13 protein-coding genes are annotated in these 20,543 nt (G+C 71.3%); 3 read left to right on the top strand and 10 right to left on the bottom strand.

What is annotated here, in order from left to right; all coding sequences use genetic code 11:
- Positions 1 to 145 precede the first annotated feature (145 nt).
- From ACFXPK_RS07005 to iolD, 7 genes are all read right to left on the bottom strand, one after another.
- Positions 146 to 1,003 carry an ABC transporter permease gene (locus ACFXPK_RS07005; protein ID WP_385007693.1) on the bottom strand — a complete coding sequence of 286 codons (858 nt, stop codon included), beginning with the start codon at positions 1,001 to 1,003 and terminating at the stop codon, positions 146 to 148.
- Positions 1,000 to 3,630: an alpha/beta fold hydrolase gene (locus ACFXPK_RS07010; protein ID WP_385072539.1), complete on the bottom strand. Its 2,631-nt coding sequence runs from the start codon at positions 3,628 to 3,630 to the stop codon at positions 1,000 to 1,002. The genes ACFXPK_RS07005 and ACFXPK_RS07010 overlap by 4 nt, the downstream gene beginning before the upstream one ends.
- Before the next feature lie 168 nt (positions 3,631 to 3,798).
- Positions 3,799 to 4,521 carry a dihydroxyacetone kinase subunit DhaL gene (gene dhaL, locus ACFXPK_RS07015; protein ID WP_385072541.1) on the bottom strand — a complete coding sequence of 241 codons (723 nt, stop codon included), beginning with the start codon at positions 4,519 to 4,521 and terminating at the stop codon, positions 3,799 to 3,801.
- Between the two features lie 93 nt (positions 4,522 to 4,614).
- Positions 4,615 to 5,652: a dihydroxyacetone kinase subunit DhaK gene (locus tag ACFXPK_RS07020; RefSeq protein ID WP_385005613.1), complete on the bottom strand. Its 1,038-nt coding sequence runs from the start codon at positions 5,650 to 5,652 to the stop codon at positions 4,615 to 4,617.
- A 74-nt stretch (positions 5,653 to 5,726) separates the two neighbouring features.
- Complete coding sequence (gene asnB / locus ACFXPK_RS07025) at positions 5,727 to 7,568, bottom strand: asparagine synthase (glutamine-hydrolyzing) (RefSeq protein ID WP_385072544.1); 1,842 nt, start codon at positions 7,566 to 7,568, stop codon at positions 5,727 to 5,729.
- 243 nt (positions 7,569 to 7,811) lie between these two features.
- Entirely contained in the window at positions 7,812 to 9,311 is a 1,500-nt protein-coding gene (locus ACFXPK_RS07030) for a CoA-acylating methylmalonate-semialdehyde dehydrogenase (protein WP_385072547.1), read from the bottom strand.
- Positions 9,312 to 9,324: 13 nt separating this feature from the next.
- A complete protein-coding gene (gene iolD, locus ACFXPK_RS07035) occupies positions 9,325 to 11,259 on the bottom strand; it encodes a 3D-(3,5/4)-trihydroxycyclohexane-1,2-dione acylhydrolase (decyclizing) (RefSeq protein WP_385072550.1) in 1,935 nt (644 codons plus the stop codon).
- A gap of 278 nt (positions 11,260 to 11,537) precedes the next feature.
- On the opposite strand from iolD, the gene ACFXPK_RS07040 reads away from it, so the two are divergent.
- A complete protein-coding gene (locus ACFXPK_RS07040) occupies positions 11,538 to 12,449 on the top strand; it encodes a sugar phosphate isomerase/epimerase family protein (protein WP_385072554.1) in 912 nt (303 codons plus the stop codon).
- A 292-nt stretch (positions 12,450 to 12,741) separates the two neighbouring features.
- Here the strand turns inward: ACFXPK_RS07040 and ACFXPK_RS07045 are convergent, their stop codons facing one another.
- Positions 12,742 to 14,970, bottom strand: coding sequence for an MMPL family transporter (locus ACFXPK_RS07045; RefSeq protein WP_385007594.1), 2,229 nt, complete (start codon positions 14,968 to 14,970; stop codon positions 12,742 to 12,744).
- Positions 14,971 to 15,115: 145 nt separating this feature from the next.
- On the opposite strand from ACFXPK_RS07045, the gene ACFXPK_RS07050 reads away from it, so the two are divergent.
- Both ACFXPK_RS07050 and ACFXPK_RS07055 read left to right on the top strand, forming a co-directional pair.
- Positions 15,116 to 15,796, top strand: a complete 681-nt coding sequence (locus ACFXPK_RS07050) for a TetR family transcriptional regulator (protein WP_385007592.1) — start codon at positions 15,116 to 15,118, stop codon at positions 15,794 to 15,796.
- Between the two features lie 136 nt (positions 15,797 to 15,932).
- Entirely contained in the window at positions 15,933 to 16,166 is a 234-nt protein-coding gene (locus ACFXPK_RS07055) for a heavy-metal-associated domain-containing protein (protein ID WP_385072558.1), read from the top strand.
- A gap of 525 nt (positions 16,167 to 16,691) precedes the next feature.
- On the opposite strand, the gene ACFXPK_RS07060 is transcribed toward ACFXPK_RS07055, so the two are convergent.
- Positions 16,692 to 17,990 (bottom strand): citrate synthase, encoded by a 1,299-nt coding sequence (locus tag ACFXPK_RS07060; protein ID WP_385007598.1) that lies wholly within the window; start codon positions 17,988 to 17,990, stop codon positions 16,692 to 16,694.
- Positions 17,991 to 18,194: 204 nt separating this feature from the next.
- A complete protein-coding gene (locus ACFXPK_RS07065; protein WP_385072562.1) occupies positions 18,195 to 20,405 on the bottom strand; it encodes an ATP-dependent RecD-like DNA helicase in 2,211 nt (736 codons plus the stop codon).
- Positions 20,406 to 20,543 lie beyond the last annotated feature (138 nt).

Below are 20,543 nucleotides of genomic sequence, written 5' to 3' on the forward strand. Positions count from 1 at the left end.
CCGCCGGGCGGGGTGCGGGGCGGGGCGTCCGCGCGGCTCGAAGGGGGTGGATCTGACCGGAACGGATCCGACCGAACGGATCCGACCGAAGCGATCTGTCCGAAGGGCGTCCCCGTATCGGCGACGGCCGGGAGACCCACGGCTCCTACGACACGATGTCCTTACGGGAGAAGGTCCGGAAGGCCAGTGCGAACAGCACCACGGCGTAGGTGAAGGAGACGGCCGCGCCCTTCGCCATGCCGCCCCACTCCAACTGCGGCTGGACCGCGTCCGCCCAGGCGAACTGCCAGTGCGCCGGCAGGAACTCCCGCCAGGAACCGAGCGCGGTCACCGCGTCCAGCACATTGCCGACGATCGTCAGACCGACCGCGCCGCCGACCGCGCCCAGCGGGGCATCGGTCTTGGTCGACAGCCAGAAGGCCAGCCCCGCCGTGACCAGTTGGGAGACGAAGATGAACGCGATGATCACGACCAGCCTCGGCAGCGTCTCCGCCGTGGAGAGGGAGCCACCGGTGGGCAGTTGGAGCGGGCCCCAGCCGTACGCGGCCGTACCCGCCGCCAGTGCGACCAGCGGCAGCAGCACCATCGCCGCGGCGCTCATCCCGAGCGCGACGGTCAGCTTGCTCCACAGCAGGCGCGACCGTGGCACGGGCGCCGCGAGCAGATAGCGCAGGGACGACCAGCTCGCCTCGGACGCCACGGTGTCCCCGTGGAAGAGCGCGACCGGCACGACCAGCAGAAAGCCCGCCGAGACGAAGAGACAGGTCGCCGCGAAGTTGGCGCCGGACGCGGTCGCGGTGTCCATCAGGGTCACCCGGCCCTCCCGCCCGCCGTCCGGAGTCCCCCCGACCGCGAAGGCCACGATCAGCACGAAGGGAAGGAGGCCCAGGATGAGCCCCATGGCCAGCGTGCGCCGGCGCTTGAGCTGCCGCAGCGCCTCGACCCGCAGGGGCAGGGTGCGCCCGGCCCGGTAGCCGGGGGCCGTTTCGGTCAGCGCGCTCATGCGGAGCCTCCGGAGATCAGGGTGAGGAACGCGTCCTCCAGGCGGCGGTGCGGCCCGACGCCCGTCAGGGGGACGTCCAGCCGGACCAGCTCGGTGATCAGCGTGGTGGTGGACGCGCCGTCGAGCCGTACCAGCAGCCCGTCGTCCGTGCGGACGGCGGAGCCGACGCCCGCCAGCGCGGCGACCTTGTCCACGACCGGTTCCGGGACGGGCTCGGCGGTGGTGACGAGCAGGGTGTCCCCCGCACCGGTGATCTCGGCGACCGCCCCCGCCTGCACGAGCTGCCCCCGGTGCATGACCACGAGATGCGTGCAGGACTGTTCGACCTCGGAGAGGAGATGGCTGGAGACGATGACGGTCCTGCCCCCGGCCGCGTACCGGATCATCACGTCGCGCATCTCGCGGATCTGGGGCGGGTCGAGTCCGTTGGTCGGTTCGTCCAGGATCAGCAGATCCGGCATACCGAGCATCGCCTGGGCGATGGCGAGGCGCTGCCGCATGCCCTGCGAGTAGGTGCGTACGGCGCGGGCCAGCGCGTCGCCGAGCCCGGCGATCTCCAGGGCCTCCTCCATGTGGGAGTCCTCGGTGGGGCGGCCGGTGGCCCGCCAGTACAGCTCCAGGTTCTCGCGGCCCGACAGATGCGGCAGGAAGCCCGCGCCCTCGACGAACGCGCCGACCCGGGAGAGCACCGGGGCGCCCGGCCTGATCGCGTGCCCGAAGACCCGGATCTCCCCGGCGTCCGGGGAGATCAGCCCCATCAGCATGCGCAGGGTGGTGGTCTTGCCCGCGCCGTTCGGCCCGAGCAGGCCGAGGACCTGGCCCTTCTCGACCGTGAAGGAGAGGTCGCGGACCGCGTACCGCTCGCTGGAGTTGGCGTACCGCTTGGAGAGATCGGTGATCCGCAGCGGCACCTCGGCGAGCGCGGGGTCCGGCACCGGCGCGGCGGCGCGGCGGCGGGCGGTGAGCAGCAGCACGCCCGCGACCAGGACGCCGATGACCGGGAGCCCCCAGGTCCACCACGGCAGGGCGGTGGACCCCGCGGTGAGTCCGGGGACGGTGGGCACGGTCAGCGGGCCGTCCACGGCGACCTTGTACGTGGCCGGGGCGACCGGTGAGGCGTAGCCGAGGTCGGTGGCGGCGACCACGACCCGCAGCCGGTGTCCGGGGACGACCCGGTGGTCGACCGCGGGCAGTTTCAGCTCCACGGTCCGGCCCTCGGCGACGTCCTCGACCCGTACGGGCCGGACGAGTTGCGAGGGCAGCACCTGGCCGGTGCCGTCGGGGCCCACGTCGTACACCTTGGCGAAGAGGACCGCCTCGCCGCTGGAGGAGGTGACGGCCGCCTTGACGGTCGGCTGCCCGGTGATCCGCAGGGGGCGGTCGAGCGGCGCCGAGTCGAAGCGGGCGTACTGGCCGGGGAAGTCGAGGGCGAGTCCGACGCCGAACGAGGAGAACTGGGAGAGCCCGGCGCCCAGTCCCGGCACGGAGGAGATGGAGGGCGGGTTGCCGCCGGCCGGGTTGGTGAAGGTCTGCGCGTCGCCGGTCAGCGGCACCGTGGTGGTGTCGTTGGCGAGGCCCGGGTAGCGGTCGCCGGTCGAGCCGCGCAGGCTGACCTGCCCGTTGGCGGAGTCCACGCCGCCGGTCCGGCTGACGCGGAAGGCGGGCCCGGTGTCGGCCCCCTTGTCGTCCTTGAGATAGCGGTCGAACCAGGCGGAGACACGGCCCTGGACCCGCTCGGCCTCCGGGTTGCCGCCGTCGTGCCCGCCGGCCATCCAGTCGACGTCGACGGGCGCTCCGTTCGCGCTGATCCGCTTCGCCATGGCGTCGGCGTGGTCGAGCGGGAAGAGGGAGTCGGTCTGGCCCTGCACGATCAGCGCGGGCACGTCGATCCGGTCCCCGACGGCGGAGGGGCTGCGTTCCTCCAGCAGCTTGCGGGCGGCGTCGTCCGGTTTCCCGGCGACGGCGACCCGCTCGTACATCTCGCACAGCTCCTTCTCGAAGCTGGAGCAGCCGCCGCCGTTGGAGATGAAGATCCCGGCCCAGAGCTTCTTGAGGACGCCGTCGGGGAACAGGGCGTCGGCCAGGTTCCAGTAGGTGATCTGCGGGGCGATCGCGTCGACGCGCTGGTCGTACCCGGCGGCGAGCAGCGAGATGGCCCCGCCGTACGAGGCACCGGTCACGCCGACGCGGGGGTCGCCCTTCGCGTCGAGTTCGACCTCGGGGCGCCCGGCGAGCCAGTCGATCATCCGGGAGACGTCCTTGACCTCGTGGTCGGGGTCGTTGAGTCCGATGTCACCGGTGGACTTCCCGAAGCCACGGGCCGACCAGGTCAGCACCGCGTAGCCGTCGCGGGCCAGCTTCTCGGCCTGGGCGCGTACGTCGTTCTTGCTGCCGCCGAATCCGTGCCCGATGAGCACGGCCGGTCTGCGCCCGCTGCCCGCGGTGAAGTACGAGGTGTCGATCCGGGCGCCCGGCATGTCCAGCACCTGGTCCTCACGGTGCACGGCCGGGCCGTCGTCCGAGGCGACGGCGGTCCAGGTGCCGGCTCCGACGAGCACGGCCGCGGCGGCCAGTCCCGCGAGCCAGCGGGCCCGTGGCCGGAACCGGCGGGGGGTTCGGGTCTCCATCCTTGAACCCTAATCGGCGCCCGGAGCCGTCCAGGGTGCCGACGGTCGGAACCCGGGACCTCCTCGGGTAGTACACGGCGGCGCCCCCGTACAGCGGACGCGGTACCGCACACCGCCGCGAACAGGGGCGGAACGGAACCGGAGGGGCCGTCGGGCGGGCCCGGCGGCTCAGACCTCGGGGAGCTCGTCCAGGGTGGTCGGCTGGGACGAGGCCGAGGCGAAGAGCAGGGCCACGGCGAGGGCGCCCGGGTCGGGGACGCCGCGGGAGTGGTCGCCCGTGTAGCTGGCGCGGCCACGGCGGGCGCGCAGGGCGCTGGTGGCGCGGGCGCCGTGGTGGGCGGCGACGGCCGCGCTGTGGAGCGCCCGTACCGGATCGCCGCCCGTGGGGTCCGCGAGCAGCGCCCGGGTGAGCGCCTCGGCGGCGGGGACCAGGGCGTCGACCATCGTCTTGTCCCCCACCTCGGCCTCGCCGACGCGCTGGACGGCGGCCGCCCCCGCCGCGGTGCCCGCCGCGAGTGCGGCGGTGCCGGGGGCGCCGTCGGCGGCGGCGACCGCGGCGGCCAGTTCCTGGAAGAGCAGGCCGAAGAGCGGGCCGCTCGTGCCGCCGACGTGGTCGAGGAAGACCCGTGCGGCGGTGGCGAGCGGCGCCGCCGGGGTGCGCGGGCCGCTGGTCGGCGCGGCGAGCGCGTCCCGTACGCCGTCCATGCCGGAGACGAGGTTGGCGCCGAAGTCGCCGTCGCCGGCCCGCTGGTCCAGTTCCGTCAGCTCGCCCTCCACCGCCCGTGCGGCGGCGCCGAAGCGGTCGAGCCAGCCGGTGGTGTCCTCGTAGGTGAGGCCCTTGGGGGTGGGGGCGGAGGGGGCGGGCGCGGGGGTCAGGTTCTGGGAGGACATCGCGGGAAGGGCTCCTGCTTCTCGTGGGGTGGAGAGGGAGGGTGGGGAAAGACGGAAGGGGAGGGGCGAGGCGGGAAAAGGGGAAAGGCGGGGTCAGCTCGGCCAGGACGCGGTTCTGGCGGGGGCGTCCCAGAGCCGGAGCGTGTCGTCGTCGGTGGCGAGCAGGGAGAGCGAGAAGCCCCGCATGTCGAGGGCGCTGACGAAGGTGCCGGTCAGGGAGCGGTCGAGGGTGACCCCGCGGTTCCGCAGCGCCCCGCCGAGGGCGTGCCGGATGCCGTACAGCTCCAGCGAGGTGACCCCGCCGAGCCCGTTGACCAGGGCCAGTACGCGGCGGCGGCCGGGGGTCCCATGGGGCAGGGCGGCCAGCAGCCGGTCGGTCATGAGGGCGACGAGTTCGGTGAGCGGCGGGTGCGGGGTGGTGCCACCGGCCCGTTCGCCGTGGATGCCGACGCCGAATTCGAGCACGTCCCGGGGCAGTTCGAAGGCGGGCGCGCCGGAGGCCGGCGCGGTGTGCGCCGCGGTGGCGACGGCGAGGCTGCGCGTACGGGCGGACAGATCGGCGCCCAGGGCGGCCAGTTCGTCGAGTCCGCGGCTCTCGTCGGCGGCGGCGCCGAGGATCTTCTCGACGATGAGGGTGGCGCCGGTGCCGCGCCGCCCGACGGCGATGTCCGCGGAGTCGGTCGCGAGGTCGTCGTCCACGAGGACGCGGGCGCAGCGGATGTTCTCGTGGGCGAGGCGTTCGGCGGCGATCCCGAAGTTGATCCGGTCGCCGGTGTAGTTCTTGACGATGTGCAGGACGCCGTCGCTGCCCGCGACGGCGCGGCTGGCCTCGAAGATCTGCCGGTTGTGCGGGGAGGCGAAGATCTGTCCCGGGCATACGGCGTCCAGCAGGCCGGCGCCGAGGAACCCGGCGTGCAGCGGTTCGTGGCCGGAGCCGCCGCCGGAGACGAGGCCGACGCGGCGGCCGGCGGCGGCCGGGGTGGCCGTCGTGGGGGTCGGGGTGGCGGTGCGGCGGGTGCGGAAGTAGCCGTGCTCGGGGTGGTGCTCGACCAGGTCGGCGTGGGCGGCGGCGAACCCCTTGAGCGCGTCGGGGACGAGCGACTCCGGGGAGTCGGCGAAGTATCGGGGCATATGAGGTCCTGAGCTCTCTGGATCAGCCGGTACATCATCCTTTCTACCGTTATTATCCTTTTCATTCCGCCATATCAGGTGAGTGTGATCTCCGGGTTGTAGAGGTCCAGCCACAGCGCCAGGTCGAGCGTCCGTTCCAGCCCTCGCCGACTCGCCGTGGTGACCTGCGGAGTCTCCCGCTCGGCGGTGTTCCGTACCCGCTCCCGGTCCACCAGGTCGAAGACCCGGTGCGACGGCTCGGACAGCAGTTCCTTGACCTGGCCCTGGAGGGCCACGGCGTACTCCGGGTCCTGGGTGCTGGGGTACGGGCTCTTCTCGCGCTCGTACACCGACTTCGGCAGCACATCGGCGGTCGCCTCCCGCAGCAGGCTCTTCTCCCGCCCGTCGAAGGACTTCAGCGACCAGGGTGTGTTGTACACGTACTCGACGAGCCGGTGGTCGCAGAAGGGCACCCTGACCTCCAGGCCGACCGCCATGCTCGCGCGGTCCTTGCGGTCCAGCAGGATCTGCACGAAGCGCGTCAGATGCAGATGGCAGATCTTCCGCATCCGGTACTCGAAGTCGCTCTCCCCGGCGCGGCGTTCGATGCCGGCCACGGCGGTGGCGTAACTGTCCCGGGTGAACGACGGCAGTCCGAGCGCCGCGTCGACCTCCGGGCGCAGCACTCCGGTGTCCTCCCCGAAGTGTTCGCCGAAGCGCACCAGCCACGGGAACATGTCGGCCTTTCTGGCCGCCTCGTCGAAGAACTGGGGGTAGCCGCCGAAGACCTCGTCGGCCGACTCGCCGGAGAGCGCGACCGTCGAGCGTTCCCGGATGGCCTGGAAGAGCAGGTAGAGGGAGGAGTCCATGTCGCCGAAGCCCATGGGCAGGTCCCTGGCCCTGATCATGCGGGCCCGGACCTCGGGGTCGGCCAGGGCGAGCGAGTCGAGGACGATGTCCTGGTGCTCCGTGCCCGCCTCGCGGACGACGTCGTGGACGAACGGCGTGTCGGGCGTGGTGCGGAACGCGTCGGCCACGAAGTGCTCCGTACGGCCCGTGAAGTCGACGGAGAAGCTGCGTACGGTCTCCCCGCTCTCCCCGAGCTGACGGGCGGCGATCCCCGTCATGGCGGAGGAGTCGAGCCCGCCGGACAGGAGGGTGCAGCGGGGGACGTCGGCGACGAGCTGACGGCGCACGATGTCGTCGAGGAGCGTCCGTACGCGGGCCACGGCCGTGGCGCGGTCGTCGGTGTGCGGGCGGGTCTCCAGGGACCAGTAGACGTGGCGGCGCAGCCCGCTCGCCTCCACGGTCACCAGGGTGCCTGGCGCGACCTCGTACATCCCGTCCCAGACGGCGTGACCGGGCGTCTTGACGAAGGCGAAGAGTTCGCGCAGCCCGTCGAGACGGACGCGGGCGCGGGCGAGCGGGTGGGCGAGGATCGCCTTGGGCTCCGAGCCGAAGAGGACGCCGTGGGGGGTGGGGGCGTAGTAGAAGGGCTTGATGCCCATCCGGTCGCGGATCATCACCAGCTTGCGGAAGCGGCCGTCCCAGATCGCGAAGGCGTACATCCCGTTGAGGCGTTCGGCGAGCGCCTCGCCCCACTCCAGATAGCCGTGGAGCACGACCTCGGTGTCGGAGTCGGTGGTGAACCGGTGGCCGCGGCCGGTCAGTTCCGCGCGCAGCTCGGTGTAGTTGTACGTCTCACCGGAGTAGACGAGCGCGATGGTGCCCCGCGGTGTCGTCAGCGTCATGGGCTGGCGCCCGCCGGGCAGGTCGATGACGGCGAGCCGGCGGTGGCCGAGGGCGGCGGGTCCCTCGGTCCAGGTCCCGCGGTCGTCGGGGCCCCGGCAGGACATCGTCTCCGTCATCGCGTCCAGCGTGTCGGGCGTGCCGACCGGATCGCGGTCGAAGGAGACCCAGCCGGTGATGCCACACATGGGTGTGTCCTCCTGCTCCGCGCACCGTGAAAACGACCGCGGCCCGTACGGCGAGGAACGCCGTACGGGCCGCAGTCATCCAACGAAGCCGCGCGCCGACGAGTTACGGCCGGCCGCCACGGATCAGCGTTCGAGGCCGGGTGGATCAGTGGCCGCGGTTCGCCTGTCGCGGATCGGTGACCGCGGATCGGTGGCTACGGATCGGTGGCTACGGATCAGTGGTGACGGATCAGTGGCTACGGATCAGTGGTTACGGGGGAAGCCCAGGTCCACGCCGGTCGGCGCGTCGGCCGGGTCGGGCCAGCGGGTCGTGACGACCTTGCCGCGCGTGTAGAAGTGCACGCCGTCGTTGCCGTAGATGTGGTGGTCGCCGAAGAGCGAGTCCTTCCAGCCCCCGAAGGAGTGGTATCCGACGGGCACCGGGATCGGCACGTTCACCCCGACCATGCCGGCCTCGACCTCAAGCTGGAAGCGGCGGGCGGCGCCGCCGTCGCGGGTGAAGATGGCCGTGCCGTTGCCGAACGGCGAGCTGTTGATCAGGGCGACGCCCTCCTCGTACGTCTCCGCGCGGAGCACGACGAGGACCGGGCCGAAGATCTCGTCACGGTAGGCGTCCGAGTCGGTGGAGACGTTGTCCAGCAGGGACAGGCCGATCCAGTGCCCGTCCTCATATCCCTCCACCGTGTATCCCGTGCCGTCCAGGACGACTTCGGCGCCCTGGGCCGCGGCCCCCGTCACATAGCTCGCGACCTTGTCGCGGTGGGCCCGGGTGATGAGGGGGCCCATCTCGGAGGCGGGGTCGGTGCCGGGGCCGATGACGATCTTCTCGGCGCGCTCGCGGATCCTGGCGACCAGGTCGTCCCCGATCGCGCCGACCGCGACGACCGCCGAGATCGCCATGCAGCGCTCACCGGCCGAGCCGTACGCCGCCGAGACGGCCGCGTCCGCGGCGGCGTCCAGGTCGGCGTCGGGCAGGACCAGCATGTGGTTCTTGGCGCCGCCGAGCGCCTGGACGCGCTTGCCGTTGGCGGAGGCGGTGGTGTGGATGTAGCGGGCGATCGGGGTGGAGCCGACGAAGGAGACCGCCGCGACGTCCGGGTGCGCGAGCAGGGCGTCGACGGCCACCTTGTCTCCGTGGACGACGTTGAGCACGCCGTCGGGCAGCCCCGCCTCGGCCGCCAGTTCCGCCAGGAGGACGGCGGCCGACGGGTCCTTCTCGCTGGGCTTGAGGACGAAGGTGTTCCCGCAGGCGATGGCGAGCGGGAACATCCACATCGGCACCATCGCCGGGAAGTTGAAGGGCGTGATGCCCGCGACGACCCCGAGCGGCTGACGGATGGCGGCGACATCGACCCGGCTGGAGACCTGGGTGGAGAGTTCGCCCTTGAGCTGGGTGGTGATCCCGCAGGCCAGCTCGACGATCTCCAGTCCGCGCGCCACCTCGCCGAGCGCGTCCGAGTGCACCTTGCCGTGCTCGGCGGTGATCAGCGCGGCGATGTCGTCGCGGCGGGCGTCGAGGAGGGCGCGGTAGCGGAAGAGGATCGCCGTGCGCTGGGCGAGGGAGGAGGTGCCCCAGGTGGCGTACGCGGCCTTGGCGGCGGCGACCGCGGTGTCGACCTCCTCGGCGGAGGCGAGCGCGACCTGGGTGGTGACGGCGCCGGTCGCCGGGTCCGTGACCGGACCCAGCTCGCCGGAGGTGCCCTCGACGCTCTTGCCACCGATCCAATGGCTGACGGTCTTCATGTGTTCCGCTCCTTCACAGATGGCGGCGGCGGGTCGCTGCGTGGCGGTCGTACTCCTCGCGGGCCTCGACCGCGGCGATACGGGTCGCGGTCTCGGCCACCGGAACATCCCACCACGCCTGGGCCGGGGGGACTCCCGACACTGTGTCTGCCGTTCCGGTCTCCACGTAGACACATGTGGGGGCGTCGGCGGCGCGCGCCTCGGCCAGCGCTTCGCGCAGCTCACCGAGGGTCCCGGCGCGGATCAGCCGCATACCGAGGGAGGCGGCGTTGGCCGCGAGGTCCACGGGGAGCGGGGCGCCGGTGTACGTGGCGTCGGCGGCCCGGAAGCGGTACGCGGTGCCGAAGCCCTCCCCGCCGACCGTCTCGGAGAGGCCGCCGATGGAGGCGTAGCCGTGGTTCTGGAGGATCACGACCTTGACGGGCAGCCCTTCCTGGACCGCCGTGACCATCTCGGTGGGGCTCATCAGATAGGTGCCGTCGCCGACCAGCGCCCAGACCGGCCGGCCGGGCGCGGCGAGCTGGACGCCAATGGCCGCGGGGATCTCGTATCCCATGCAGGAGTAGCCGTACTCGACGTGGTACTGGTCGTGCGCACGCGCCCGCCACAGCTTGTGGAGATCGCCGGGGAGCGACCCCGCCGCGTTGATGACGATGTCCTCGTCGGTGACGAGGGCGTCGAGAGCGCCGAGGACCTGGGCCTGGGTGGGGCGTCCGCCGTCCTCGCCTCCGGTGAACGCGGCCTCGACGCGCCGCTCCCAGCGCTTCTTGGCCCCGCTGTACTCGGTGGCGTACGCCGGTTCGACCCGGTGGCCGGCCAGTTCCGCGGTGAGCTGCCGCACGGCGGTACGGGCGTCCGCGACCAGCGGGTGGGCGGCGAGCTTGTGGGCGTCGAAGCCGGTGATGTTGAGGTTGAGGAAGCGGACGTCGGGGTTCTGGAAGAGGGTGGCGGAGGCGGTGGAGAAGTCGGTCCAGCGGGTGCCGACACCGATCACCAGGTCGGCCGCCGCCGCCAGTTCGTCGGCGGTGGCGGTGCCCGTGTGGCCGATCCCGCCGATGTCGCAGGGATGGTCGTGGTGGAGCGAGCCCTTGCCCGCCTGGGTGGAGGCGACGGGGATACCGGTCGCGTCGGCGAACTCGGCCAGCGTCTCCTCGGCCGCGCTGTGGTGGACCCCGCCGCCCGCGACGAGCAGGGGGCGGCGCGCTTCCCGTACGAGCCGTACGGCGTCGGCGAGTTCGTCCGGGTCGGGCGGCGGGCGGCGGACCCGCCAGACCCGCTCGGCGAAGAACTCCTCCGGCCAGTCGTACGCCTCCGCCTGGACGTCCTGGGGCAGCGCGAGGGTGACGGCGCCGGTCTCGGCCGGGTCGCTGAGCACCCGCATCGCGGTGAGCGCGGCCGGGATGAGCGCTTCGGGACGGGTGATCCGGTCGAAGTGGACGGAGACGGGACGCAGGGCGTCGTTGACGGAGACGTCCCCCGCGTACGGGACTTCGAGCTGCTGGAGTACGGGGTCGGCGGGGCGGGTGGCGAAGGTGTCGCCGGGGAGCAGCAGGACGGGGAGGCGGTTGATGGTGGCGAGTGCCGCGCCGGTGACGAGGTTGGTGGCGCCGGGGCCGATGGAGGTGGTCACCGCCTGGGCGGAGAGGCGGTTGCTCTGGCGCGCGTACCCCACGGCCGCGTGGACCATGGACTGTTCGTTACGTCCCTGCAAGTACCTCATGTCCGCGGAGGACTCGACAAGAGCTTGGCCGATACCCGCCACGTTGCCGTGCCCGAAGATGCCCCAGGTGGCGCCGATCAGACGCCGGCGCCGTCCGTCCCGCTCGGTGTACTGCCGGGCCAGGAAACCGACCAGCGCCTGGGCGACGGTCCGCCTGCGGGTACGGGCTGCGGCGCTCGGTCGCCCCCGCGCGCGACCGCTCGTACGGCCGGTCGTACGGCTGCTCATCGGGCGTCCTCCTGGGCTCCGCGCAGCGGCAGTCGGGCATCGTTCACAGTGAAGTCATACAGGGCACCGTCGGGCGGGGCGACCCGAACCTCCGGCACGGGGCCGTGACGAGCGGGGAACGTCGCTCGCGCCCCGCTCCTGCCAAAGCGGGGCGGGCTTCCGCACCGGAGGCGGTCACAGCAAGGTCTAACGGTCCCCCGGGACCCTGTCAATGTTTTGTCTTTACATTCGGACCAAGGGCTTGACACTCTTTCCGTGCGGGCTGAAAGCTGACCGGTATGACCTCCTCCGTACCCACGTTGAGCCGCATCCGAGTCGGGTCCGCCCCCGACTCCTGGGGGGTGTGGTTTCCCGACGATCCGCAGCAGGTGCCCTGGCGGCGTTTTCTCGACGAGGTGGCCGAGGCCGGCTACGAGTGGATCGAGCTGGGCCCGTACGGATACCTCCCGTCCGATCCCGACCGGCTGAGCGAGGAGACCGCGCGCCGCGGGCTGAAGGTCTCGGCCGGGACCGTCTTCACCGGGCTGCACCACGGCCCTGCGGTCTGGGAGAAGACCTGGGAGCATGTCGCCGACATCGCCGCGCTCACCCGGGCGATGGGCGCGGACCATCTCGTGGTCATCCCGTCGTTCTGGCGGGACGACAAGACCGGCGAGGTGCTGGAGGACCGGGTCCTGACGCCGGGGCAGTGGCGTGATCTGACCACCCAGACCGAGCGTCTCGGCCGTGAGGTCCAGGACCGCTACGGCCTGAAGATCGTCGTCCACCCGCACGCCGACACGCATGTCGACAGCGAGGAGAACGTGAGCCGTTTCCTCGACGCGACCGACCCCGATCTGGTCTCGCTCTGTCTGGACACGGGGCACTACGCGTACTGCGGCGGCGACAGCGTCAAGCTGATCGAGACGTACGGGGAGCGGATCGGTTACCTCCATCTCAAGCAGGTGGATCCGGAGATCCTCGCGGATGTCGTCGCCGACGAGGTGCCGTTCGGGCCGGCGGTCGCGCGCGGCGTGATGTGCGAGCCACCGGCCGGGGTGCCCGCGCTGGAGCCGGTCCTGGCGGCGGCCCAGCGGCTGGACATCGAACTCTTCGCCATCGTCGAGCAGGACATGTACCCCTGCCCGCCCGACAAGCCTCTGCCGATCGCCACCCGCACCCGCCGCTTCCTCAGAAGCTGCGGCGCCTGATCCGACGGCGCGCCGGGGCCGGGATGGGCACCCCGTCGCGGCGGCGCCGGGCCGGGGCACCCGCGCCCCCGGGCGTGGCCGCGCGGGGTCGGGCCCCCCGTCGCGGCGGCCGAAACCGGGACCGGATCGGCGCTCCGGGTGCGGATCGGCGCTCCGGGTGCGGCGGCCGAAAACCGGTGCGCCAGGGCGCCGTGCGCGCCCCGGGTCCGCGCCGCCGCTCCCGTCCCCCGCTCGGGACGGGAGCAGCGCACCGCTCTCGGGAGGGGCGGCGCACCGCGCCCCCTCCCCTCGCTCAGACGCCTGCGGTGTCCCGGTCGCGGACGGGCGGTTCCGCAGGTCCTTCGGCGGGCCTCCGCGACTCGCCCTCGCTCAGCCCGAACCGCTCGTGGAAGCGGCGCAGCGGTCCCGGCGCCCACCAGGTCGCCTTCCCCGTCAGCTTCATCACCGCGGGCACCAGCAGGCTGCGCACCACCATCGCGTCCATCAGGACGGCCAGCGCGAGGCCGAGGCCCAGCATCTTGGTGTTGGCGACCCGTGAGGTACCGATGGCCACCATGACCACCGCGAGGATCACGGCGGCGGCGGTGATCAGCCCGCCGGTGCGGCGCAGCCCGTACGCCACCGCGTGCTCATGGTCTCCGCTGTGGTCGTACTCTTCCTTGATCCGGGAGAGCAGGAAGACCCCGTAGTCCATGGAGAGCCCGAAGGCGACGCAGAACATCAGGACGGGCAGGCTTGTCTCGATGTCGCCGGTGGCGGTGAAGCCGAGCAGTCCTGACAGATGGCCGTCCTGGAAGATCCAGATCGTCGCCCCGAACATCGCCGTGAGGCTGAGGGCGTTGAGGACGACCGCCTGAATCGGTATCAGCACACTGCCGGTGAGCAGGAAGACCAGGAGCAGGGTCACCAGCACGATGATGGCCAGGGCCCAGGGGAGCTGGTCGGCGATGGCGGTCTTGGAGTCGACCAGGACGCCGGCGAGGCCGGTCACCGAGGTGTCGAACGGGGCCGGTTCGGCCCGGATGTCCTTGACGAGCCGCTGGGCGTCCTCCCCCACCGCCAGCCCCTTGGGCGTCACCGCGAAGTACGCGTGGTCGCCGGAGGGGGAGGGAACCGGTCCGTCGACCCGTGTCACTCCGGGCAGGGCCGCTATCCGGTCGCGGTAGTCGGCGTACTCGGCGGGGGTGGCGGCGCCTTCCGCCAGCACTTCCAGACCGCCGCCGGGGCTGCCGGGGAAGTGGTCCTGGATGTCTTCCTGGACCACCCGGGAGTCGGCGCCCGGCGGGAGCTGACGGTGGTCGGCGGTGCCGAACTTGACTCCGAGGAAGGGCAGTCCGAGCAGGATCAGCCCGGTGGCCGTGGCGACGGCGAAGAAGGGGGCCCGCCGCATCACCAGCGCGGCCGTCCGAGCCCAGCCGGCCCCGGGCTCCTCGTCCTTCTTCTCCTTGGCGGCGCGCCCGCGGCGGAGCGCCTTGCGCAGGTCGAGCGCGTTGACCCGGTGGCCCAGCAGCATCAGGGCCGCGGGCAGCAGGACGAGGGCGGCGGCAGCGGCCAGCAGGACGACCGCGATGCCCGCGTAGGCGAAGGAGCGCAGGAAGTGCTGGGGGAAGACCATCATGGCGGCCAGGGACACGGCCACGGTCAGCGCCGAGAACAGCACCGTACGGCCGGCGGTCCGCAGCGTGGTGCCCACGGCTTCCCGTACCTCCGCGCCCTCCGCCAGCTCCTCGCGGAATCTGCGGACGATGAACAGGGCGTAGTCGATGGCCAGTCCGAGCCCGAGTGCCGTGGTGAGGTTCTGGGCGAAGACCGAGACCTCGGTGAGTTCGGTGAGTCCGCGCAGTACCGCGTTGGTCCCCAGGATGGCGACGACGCCCAGGCCCAGCGGCAGCAGGGCGGCGACCGCGCTGCCGAAGACCATGACCAGCAGGACGAGCGTCACCGGAAGGGCGATCAGCTCGGCCCGCAGCAGGTCCTCCTGGATGGTGCTCTGCATCTCGCTCCGCACGGCGACGGGCCCGCCGATGGAGACCTTCAGCGCACCCTGCTCACCCCGGTACTCCGGCGCGATCCGGTCCAGGACCTTGAAGGCGTTGGTCTCGTCGCCCTCGATCCGCGCCGCGATCAGCGCCTCGTGGCCGTCCTCGGAGCGCAGCGCGGGTGACGCCGTCCGCCAGTAGGAGCCGACGCCGACGATCCCCTTCTCGGCCGCGAGGCGGTCGGTGAGCCGCTTCCCCTCCCCCGCCACGGCGGGGTCGTCGACGCTCCGGCTTCCGCTGTGGACCAGGAGCAGGAGATTGGGCTGGGAGGCGGGGAACTCCCGCTCCAGCGCCTTGGTCGCGTACGTGGACTCCGCGGTCGGGTCCTCCCAGCCCCCGTTGCTCAGCCGGTCGGCGACTCCGCTGCCGGCGACCACGGCCAGGGCCGTTATCACCAGCGCGACCAGCAGCGAGAGCCGTGGCCGGGCGGTGACGAACCGGGTCCAGCCTCCCAGGCGCGGGTCAGTGTTGACTTCGGACATGGTGCGGTGTCCCCTTCACCGTGACCCGTGGGCGCGGGTCAGCCGTTGCCATAGAATTGGCAAACACGAGTCATCGCTCGCATTGTCCAAGAATGCGAGTGGCCACTCGTGTTTGTCAAACGATCCAGGAAGGCTGTGGATTGCCATGCCGGAGCCGACCCCGGGACCAACTCCCGGACCGGACAGACCACGCCGCCGACAGGCGCGCGGCGAGCGCCGCGTCGCCCAGCTCCTGGAGGCGGCGGCCCGCGTCTTCTGCGCCACCGGCTACACCGCGGCGAGCACCAACTCCATCGCCCGGGAGGCGGGGGTGTCGCCCGGCACGCTCTACCAGTTCTTCCCGAACAAGGAGGCGATCGCCGTCGAGCTGGGCGACCAGCTCCTGGCGCGCTGGCGTGAAACCTACGGTCAGGCCCTGATGCCGGACCACCTCGACCTGCCGCTCGACCGGCTCATGGACGCCGTCGTCGATCCGCTGATCCAGTTCAACCGGGAGAACCCGGCCTTCGCGGTGCTGATGCACGGCTCCGACGTCCCGGGTCAGGTCACCCGCGAGCACGACGCGCTGCACTCCTCGATGCTCGCCCGCGTCGAGGACATCCTCGGCGACTACCTCCCCGGCACGCCGAGGGTCGAGACCGCCCGGATCGCACACATGCTCTTCACCGTGTTCAAGGCGGGCCTGGCCCTGATCCTGGCCGCCGAGCCCGATGAACGGGACGCGTACACGACCGAGCTGAAGAGGGTGCTCTTCCGCTACGTACAGCCGCTCGCCGAGCGGAGCGGACTCCCCTGCCACGCGAGCGCGCCGGGTTCGGACGGCTGAGCGGTCCGACACGGCCGGGGTTCGCTTTCATACCCCCTAGGGGTAAAGTTCAGGGGCGGGCCGGGGCGTCGTGGCGCCCACGCACCCCCGGCGCGCCCCGGACCGCCGCACCCGAGCCCTCAAAGAGGAGAACGTCATGACCGCAGAGACGAAGAGCCAGGTCACCACCGTCTACCAGGTCACCGGCATGACCTGCGGACACTGCGAGGGGGCCGTCACCGACGAGATCTCCGGGATCGAGGGCGTCGCCTCGGTCCAGGCCACGGCCGCCACGGGACAGGTCACCGTGGTGTCCGCGGCACCGCTGGACGAGGCCGCCGTACGCGCCGCCGTCGACGAGGCGGGGTACGAACTGACCGGTCAGGTCTGATCCGGCCACACACCGAACCCGACCTGGGCGTACCCTCCATTTATGTGGTCGCGAGCTCTCTGCGTCCAAGGTCCTTCACAGGAACCACAGGACCTTCACAAAGAGATCTAGATCACATAGATTATGGGGTAACCATCGGGCCTGCTCGCGAGTCTAAGAGGACGATGCCAGAAGAACGTCTTGGGGGACGTTCGATGGGATCGCATGGGATGTCTTGGGGGACGTCTCGTGCAAGCGATTGGCCGGGGCACGTGCACCGGGGAGCTTTGAGCGGCCCTCCCGTACGTACCCCGGTCCGACCGCCCGAGTAGCCACTGGTGGTTACGTCAGACGCCCGGCCCGGATCCCGTGGGGGGAATCCGCACCGGGGATATGGAAAGCGCCCCGTTCGCCGACCCGTGGGGGGATCCGCCGGGGGGCGCTTTTCGCTCTGTCCTGCGTCGCACCTGTGTGGTACGGATCCGGCGCCGTCACGGGCGCCGCCGCCGCGCGGCAGGCACGCGGGCGGCTGCGGGAGATCCGGTGTCAGCGGCCTTCGACCGGGACGAAGTCGCGCAGGACCTCTCCGGTGTAGATCTGCCGCGGACGGCCGATGCGCGAACCGGGCTCCTTGATCATCTCGTGCCACTGGGCGATCCAGCCGGGAAGCCGGCCGAGCGCGAAGAGCACGGTGAACATCTCGGTCGGGAAGCCCATGGCCCGGTAGATCAGGCCCGTGTAGAAGTCCACGTTCGGGTAGAGCTTGCGCTCGACGAAGTAGTCGTCGGCCAGCGCGTGCTCCTCCAGCTTGAGCGCGATGTCCAGCAGCTCGTCGGACTTGCCGAGCGCCGAGAGGACATCGTGCGCCGCGGCCTTGATGATCTTCGCCCGGGGGTCGAAGTTCTTGTAGACGCGGTGCCCGAAGCCCATGAGCTTCACGCCGTCTTCCTTGTTCTTCACCTTGCGGATGAAGGTGTCGACATCGCCGCCGGACGCCTGGATGCCTTCCAGCATCTCCAGCACCGACTGGTTGGCGCCACCGTGCAGCGGTCCCCACAGGGCGCTGATGCCGGCGGAGATCGAGGCGAACATGTTCGCCTGCGAGGAGCCGACCAGACGCACGGTGGAGGTCGAACAGTTCTGCTCGTGGTCCGCGTGCAGGATGAGCAGCTTGTCGAGCGCGGCGACCACGACGGGGTCGGGCTCGTACTCCTGCGCCGGGACCGAGAAGGTCATGCGCAGGAAGTTCTCGACGTACCCGAGGTCGTTGCGCGGGTAGACGAACGGGTGTCCGATCGACTTCTTGTACGCGTACGCCGCGATGGTCGGCAGCTTGGCGAGCAGTCGGATCGTGGAGAGATGACGCTGCTTCTCGTCGAACGGGTTGTGGCTGTCCTGGTAGAACGTCGACAGCGCGCTGACCACGGAGGACAGCATCGCCATCGGGTGGGCGTCGCGCGGGAAGCCGTCGTAGAACCGCTTGACGTCCTCGTGCAGCAGCGTGTGCTGGGTGATCTCGTTCTTGAAGGAGGCCAGCTCGTCGACCGTCGGCAGCTCGCCGTTGATCAGCAGATAGGCCACCTCGACAAAGCTGGAACGCTCCGCCAGCTGCTCGATCGGGTAACCGCGATACCGCAGGATGCCCTGTTCGCCGTCGAGATAGGTGATGGCGGACTTGTAGGCGGCGGTGTTGCCGTAGCCGCTGTCCAGGGTGACCAGACCGGTCTGAGAACGAAGCTTCCCGATGTCGAAGCCCGTATCGCCGACGGTGCTGTCGATCACCGGGTAGGTGTACTCGCCGTCGCCGTACCGCAGTACTACCGCGTTGTCGCGTTTCTCGCTCACGTCATCCCTCACCGACGTAGTGCCTCTTCTTCGAGGTGCCCTGACTGTCTCTACCATCCCCCATTTGGCTCAGGAGAGTGCACTCGGGGTCGACCATTGGGCCTTTTGGCGGCACTCAGTGCCGCCAACCTGCTCATCCTGCCCCCTTGGCCCCGGTTTCGAAAGTCCGCGAGGTACACGTCCGCCGCGCGCCCGGCCCGGCGCTCAGCTCCGCGCCGCCAGCCGATGGCCGAGGGCGGTGAACCGCCTACCCGCGGAAACCGTACGTACCGCCTGACCTATGGCCTTGCGCGAGCCGACCAGCACGACCAGCTTCTTGGCCCGGGTCACCGCCGTGTAGAGCAGGTTGCGCTGGAGCATCATCCATGCGCCCGTGGTGACCGGAATGACCACGGCCGGATACTCGCTGCCCTGGGAGCGGTGGATCGTCACCGCGTAGGCGTGCGCCAGCTCGTCCAGCTCGTCGAAGTCGTACGGCACCTCCTCGTCCTCGTCCGTCAGCACCGTCAGCCGCTGCTCCTCCTGGTTGAGCGAGGTGACCACGCCGACCGTGCCGTTGAAGACCCCGTTCTGCCCCTTCTCGTAGTTGTTGCGGATCTGCGTCACCTTGTCGCCGACCCGGAAGACCCGGCCGCCCAGCCGCTTCTCCGGCAGATCGGGTCTGCCGGGGGTGATGGCCTGCTGGAGCAGCCCGTTCAGGGCGCCCGCGCCGGCCGGACCCCGGTGCATCGGCGCCAGGACCTGGATGTCGCGCCGCGGATCGAGCCCGAACTTCGCCGGGATCCGGCGCGCCGCCACATCGACCGTCACCCGCCCCGCGTCCTCCGTCTCCTCCTCCACGAAGAGGAAGAAGTCCGACAGCCCTTCCGTGACGGGATGCGCCCCCGAGTTGATCCGGTGGGCGTTGGTGACCACCCCCGACTGCTGCGCCTGCCGGAAGATCCGGGTGAGCCTGACGCTCGGTACGGGGCCGCTCCCGGCGAGCAGATCGCGCAGGACCTCGCCGGCGCCGACCGACGGCAACTGGTCCACATCCCCCACCAGCAGCAGATGCGCCCCCGGCGCGACCGCCTTGACCAGCTTGTTGGCGAGCAGCAGATCCAGCATCGACGCCTCGTCGACCACCACCAGATCGGCGTCCAGCGGCCGGTCCCTGTCGTACGCCGCGTCCCCGCCCGGCCGCAGCTCCAGCAGCCGGTGGACCGTGGACGCCTCCGCCCCCGTCAGCTCCGCGAGCCGCTTGGCCGCCCGCCCGGTGGGCGCCGCCAGCACCACCTTGGCCTTCTTCGCCCGCGCCAGCTCCACGATCGAGCGGACCGTGAAGGACTTTCCGCAGCCGGGGCCGCCGGTCAGGACGGCGACCTTCTCCGTGAGGGCGAGCCGTACCGCCTGCTGCTGCTCGGGCGCCAGCTCGGCGCCCGTACGCCCGGCCAGCCAGGTCAGCGCCTTGTCCCAGGCCACGTCCCGGAAGGCCGGCATCCGGTCCTGGTCGGTCCGCAGCAGCCGCAGCACCTGCGCGGAGAGGGACAGCTCCGCCCGGTGGAAGGGCACCAGATAGACCGCGTTGATCTCCTCCTCCCCGCCCTCCGGCCCCGGCACCCTCTCCCGTACGACGCCCTCGTCCTCGTCGGCCAGCTCGGCGAGGCATTCGATGACCAGGCCCGTGTCGACGGTGAGCAGCTTGACCGCGTCGGAGATGAGCCGGTCCTCGGGCAGGAAGCAGTGCCCCTGGTCGGTGGACTGGGACAGCGCGTACTGGATGCCCGCCTTGACGCGCTCCGGGCTGTCGTGCGGGATACCTACGGCCTGGGCGATCCGGTCGGCGGTCAGGAAGCCGATCCCCCACACGTCGGCCGCCAGGCGGTACGGCTCGTTCCTCACGACCGAGATCGACGCGTCCTCGTACTTCTTGTAGATGCGGACGGCGATGGAGGTCGAGACACCCACCCCTTGCAGGAAGACCATGACCTCCTTGATGGCCTTCTGCTCCTCCCAGGCCGCCGCGATCGACTTGGTCCGCTTGGGGCCCAGGCCAGGTACCTCGACGAGCCGCTCGGGCGCCGTCTCGATGATGTCCAGCGTCTCCAGACCGAAGTGCCCGACGATCCGGTCGGCGAACACGGGCCCGATCCCCTTGATGAGCCCGGAGCCGAGGTAGCGGCGGATGCCCTGGATCGTGGCCGGCAGGATCGTCGTGTAGTTCTCGCACATGAACTGCTTGCCGTACTGGGGATGCGAGGCCCAGCGGCCCTCCATCCGCAGTGACTCGCCGGGCTGCGCGCCGAGCAGCGAACCGACCACGGTCAGGAGATCGCCACCGCGACCGGTGTCGACGCGGGCGACCGTGTAGCCGTTCTCCTCGTTCGCGTACGTGATCCGTTCGAGTACGGCTTCGAGCACTGCGGGTTGGGACATGATCCGACGCTACCGCCGACCTCCGACAGCGCGATCGCCCTGTGGACAACTGACGCCGCGCCATGCCCGCGCGGCCGGTGTCCCGGCGCGTCCCCGCGCGCGGCTCCCGCGCACTACAGGGGGCCCGGTCCCATGGAC

Origin of the sequence: Streptomyces sp. NPDC059142 (genome assembly GCF_042755665.1) — a bacterium.
GTDB lineage: Bacteria > Actinomycetota > Actinomycetes > Streptomycetales > Streptomycetaceae > Streptomyces.

Bases quoted from the DNA above. Each gene is read 5' to 3' on its own strand.
- ACFXPK_RS07045 (WP_385007594.1), bottom strand. From the start codon at position 14,970: ATGTCCGAAGTCAACACTGACCCGCGCCTGGGAGGCTGGACCCGGTTC.
- ACFXPK_RS07020 (WP_385005613.1), bottom strand. From the start codon at position 5,652: ATGCCCCGATACTTCGCCGACTCCCCGGAGTCGCTCGTCCCCGACGCG.
- dhaL (WP_385072541.1), bottom strand. From the start codon at position 4,521: ATGTCCTCCCAGAACCTGACCCCCGCGCCCGCCCCCTCCGCCCCCACC.
- ACFXPK_RS07030 (WP_385072547.1), bottom strand. From the start codon at position 9,311: ATGAAGACCGTCAGCCATTGGATCGGTGGCAAGAGCGTCGAGGGCACC.
- ACFXPK_RS07040 (WP_385072554.1), top strand. From the start codon at position 11,538: ATGACCTCCTCCGTACCCACGTTGAGCCGCATCCGAGTCGGGTCCGCC.
- asnB (WP_385072544.1), bottom strand. From the start codon at position 7,568: ATGTGTGGCATCACCGGCTGGGTCTCCTTCGACCGCGATCCGGTCGGC.
- ACFXPK_RS07065 (WP_385072562.1), bottom strand. From the start codon at position 20,405: ATGTCCCAACCCGCAGTGCTCGAAGCCGTACTCGAACGGATCACGTAC.
- ACFXPK_RS07010 (WP_385072539.1), bottom strand. From the start codon at position 3,630: ATGGAGACCCGAACCCCCCGCCGGTTCCGGCCACGGGCCCGCTGGCTC.
- ACFXPK_RS07050 (WP_385007592.1), top strand. From the start codon at position 15,116: ATGCCGGAGCCGACCCCGGGACCAACTCCCGGACCGGACAGACCACGC.
- ACFXPK_RS07005 (WP_385007693.1), bottom strand. From the start codon at position 1,003: ATGAGCGCGCTGACCGAAACGGCCCCCGGCTACCGGGCCGGGCGCACC.
- iolD (WP_385072550.1), bottom strand. From the start codon at position 11,259: ATGAGCAGCCGTACGACCGGCCGTACGAGCGGTCGCGCGCGGGGGCGA.
- ACFXPK_RS07055 (WP_385072558.1), top strand. From the start codon at position 15,933: ATGACCGCAGAGACGAAGAGCCAGGTCACCACCGTCTACCAGGTCACC.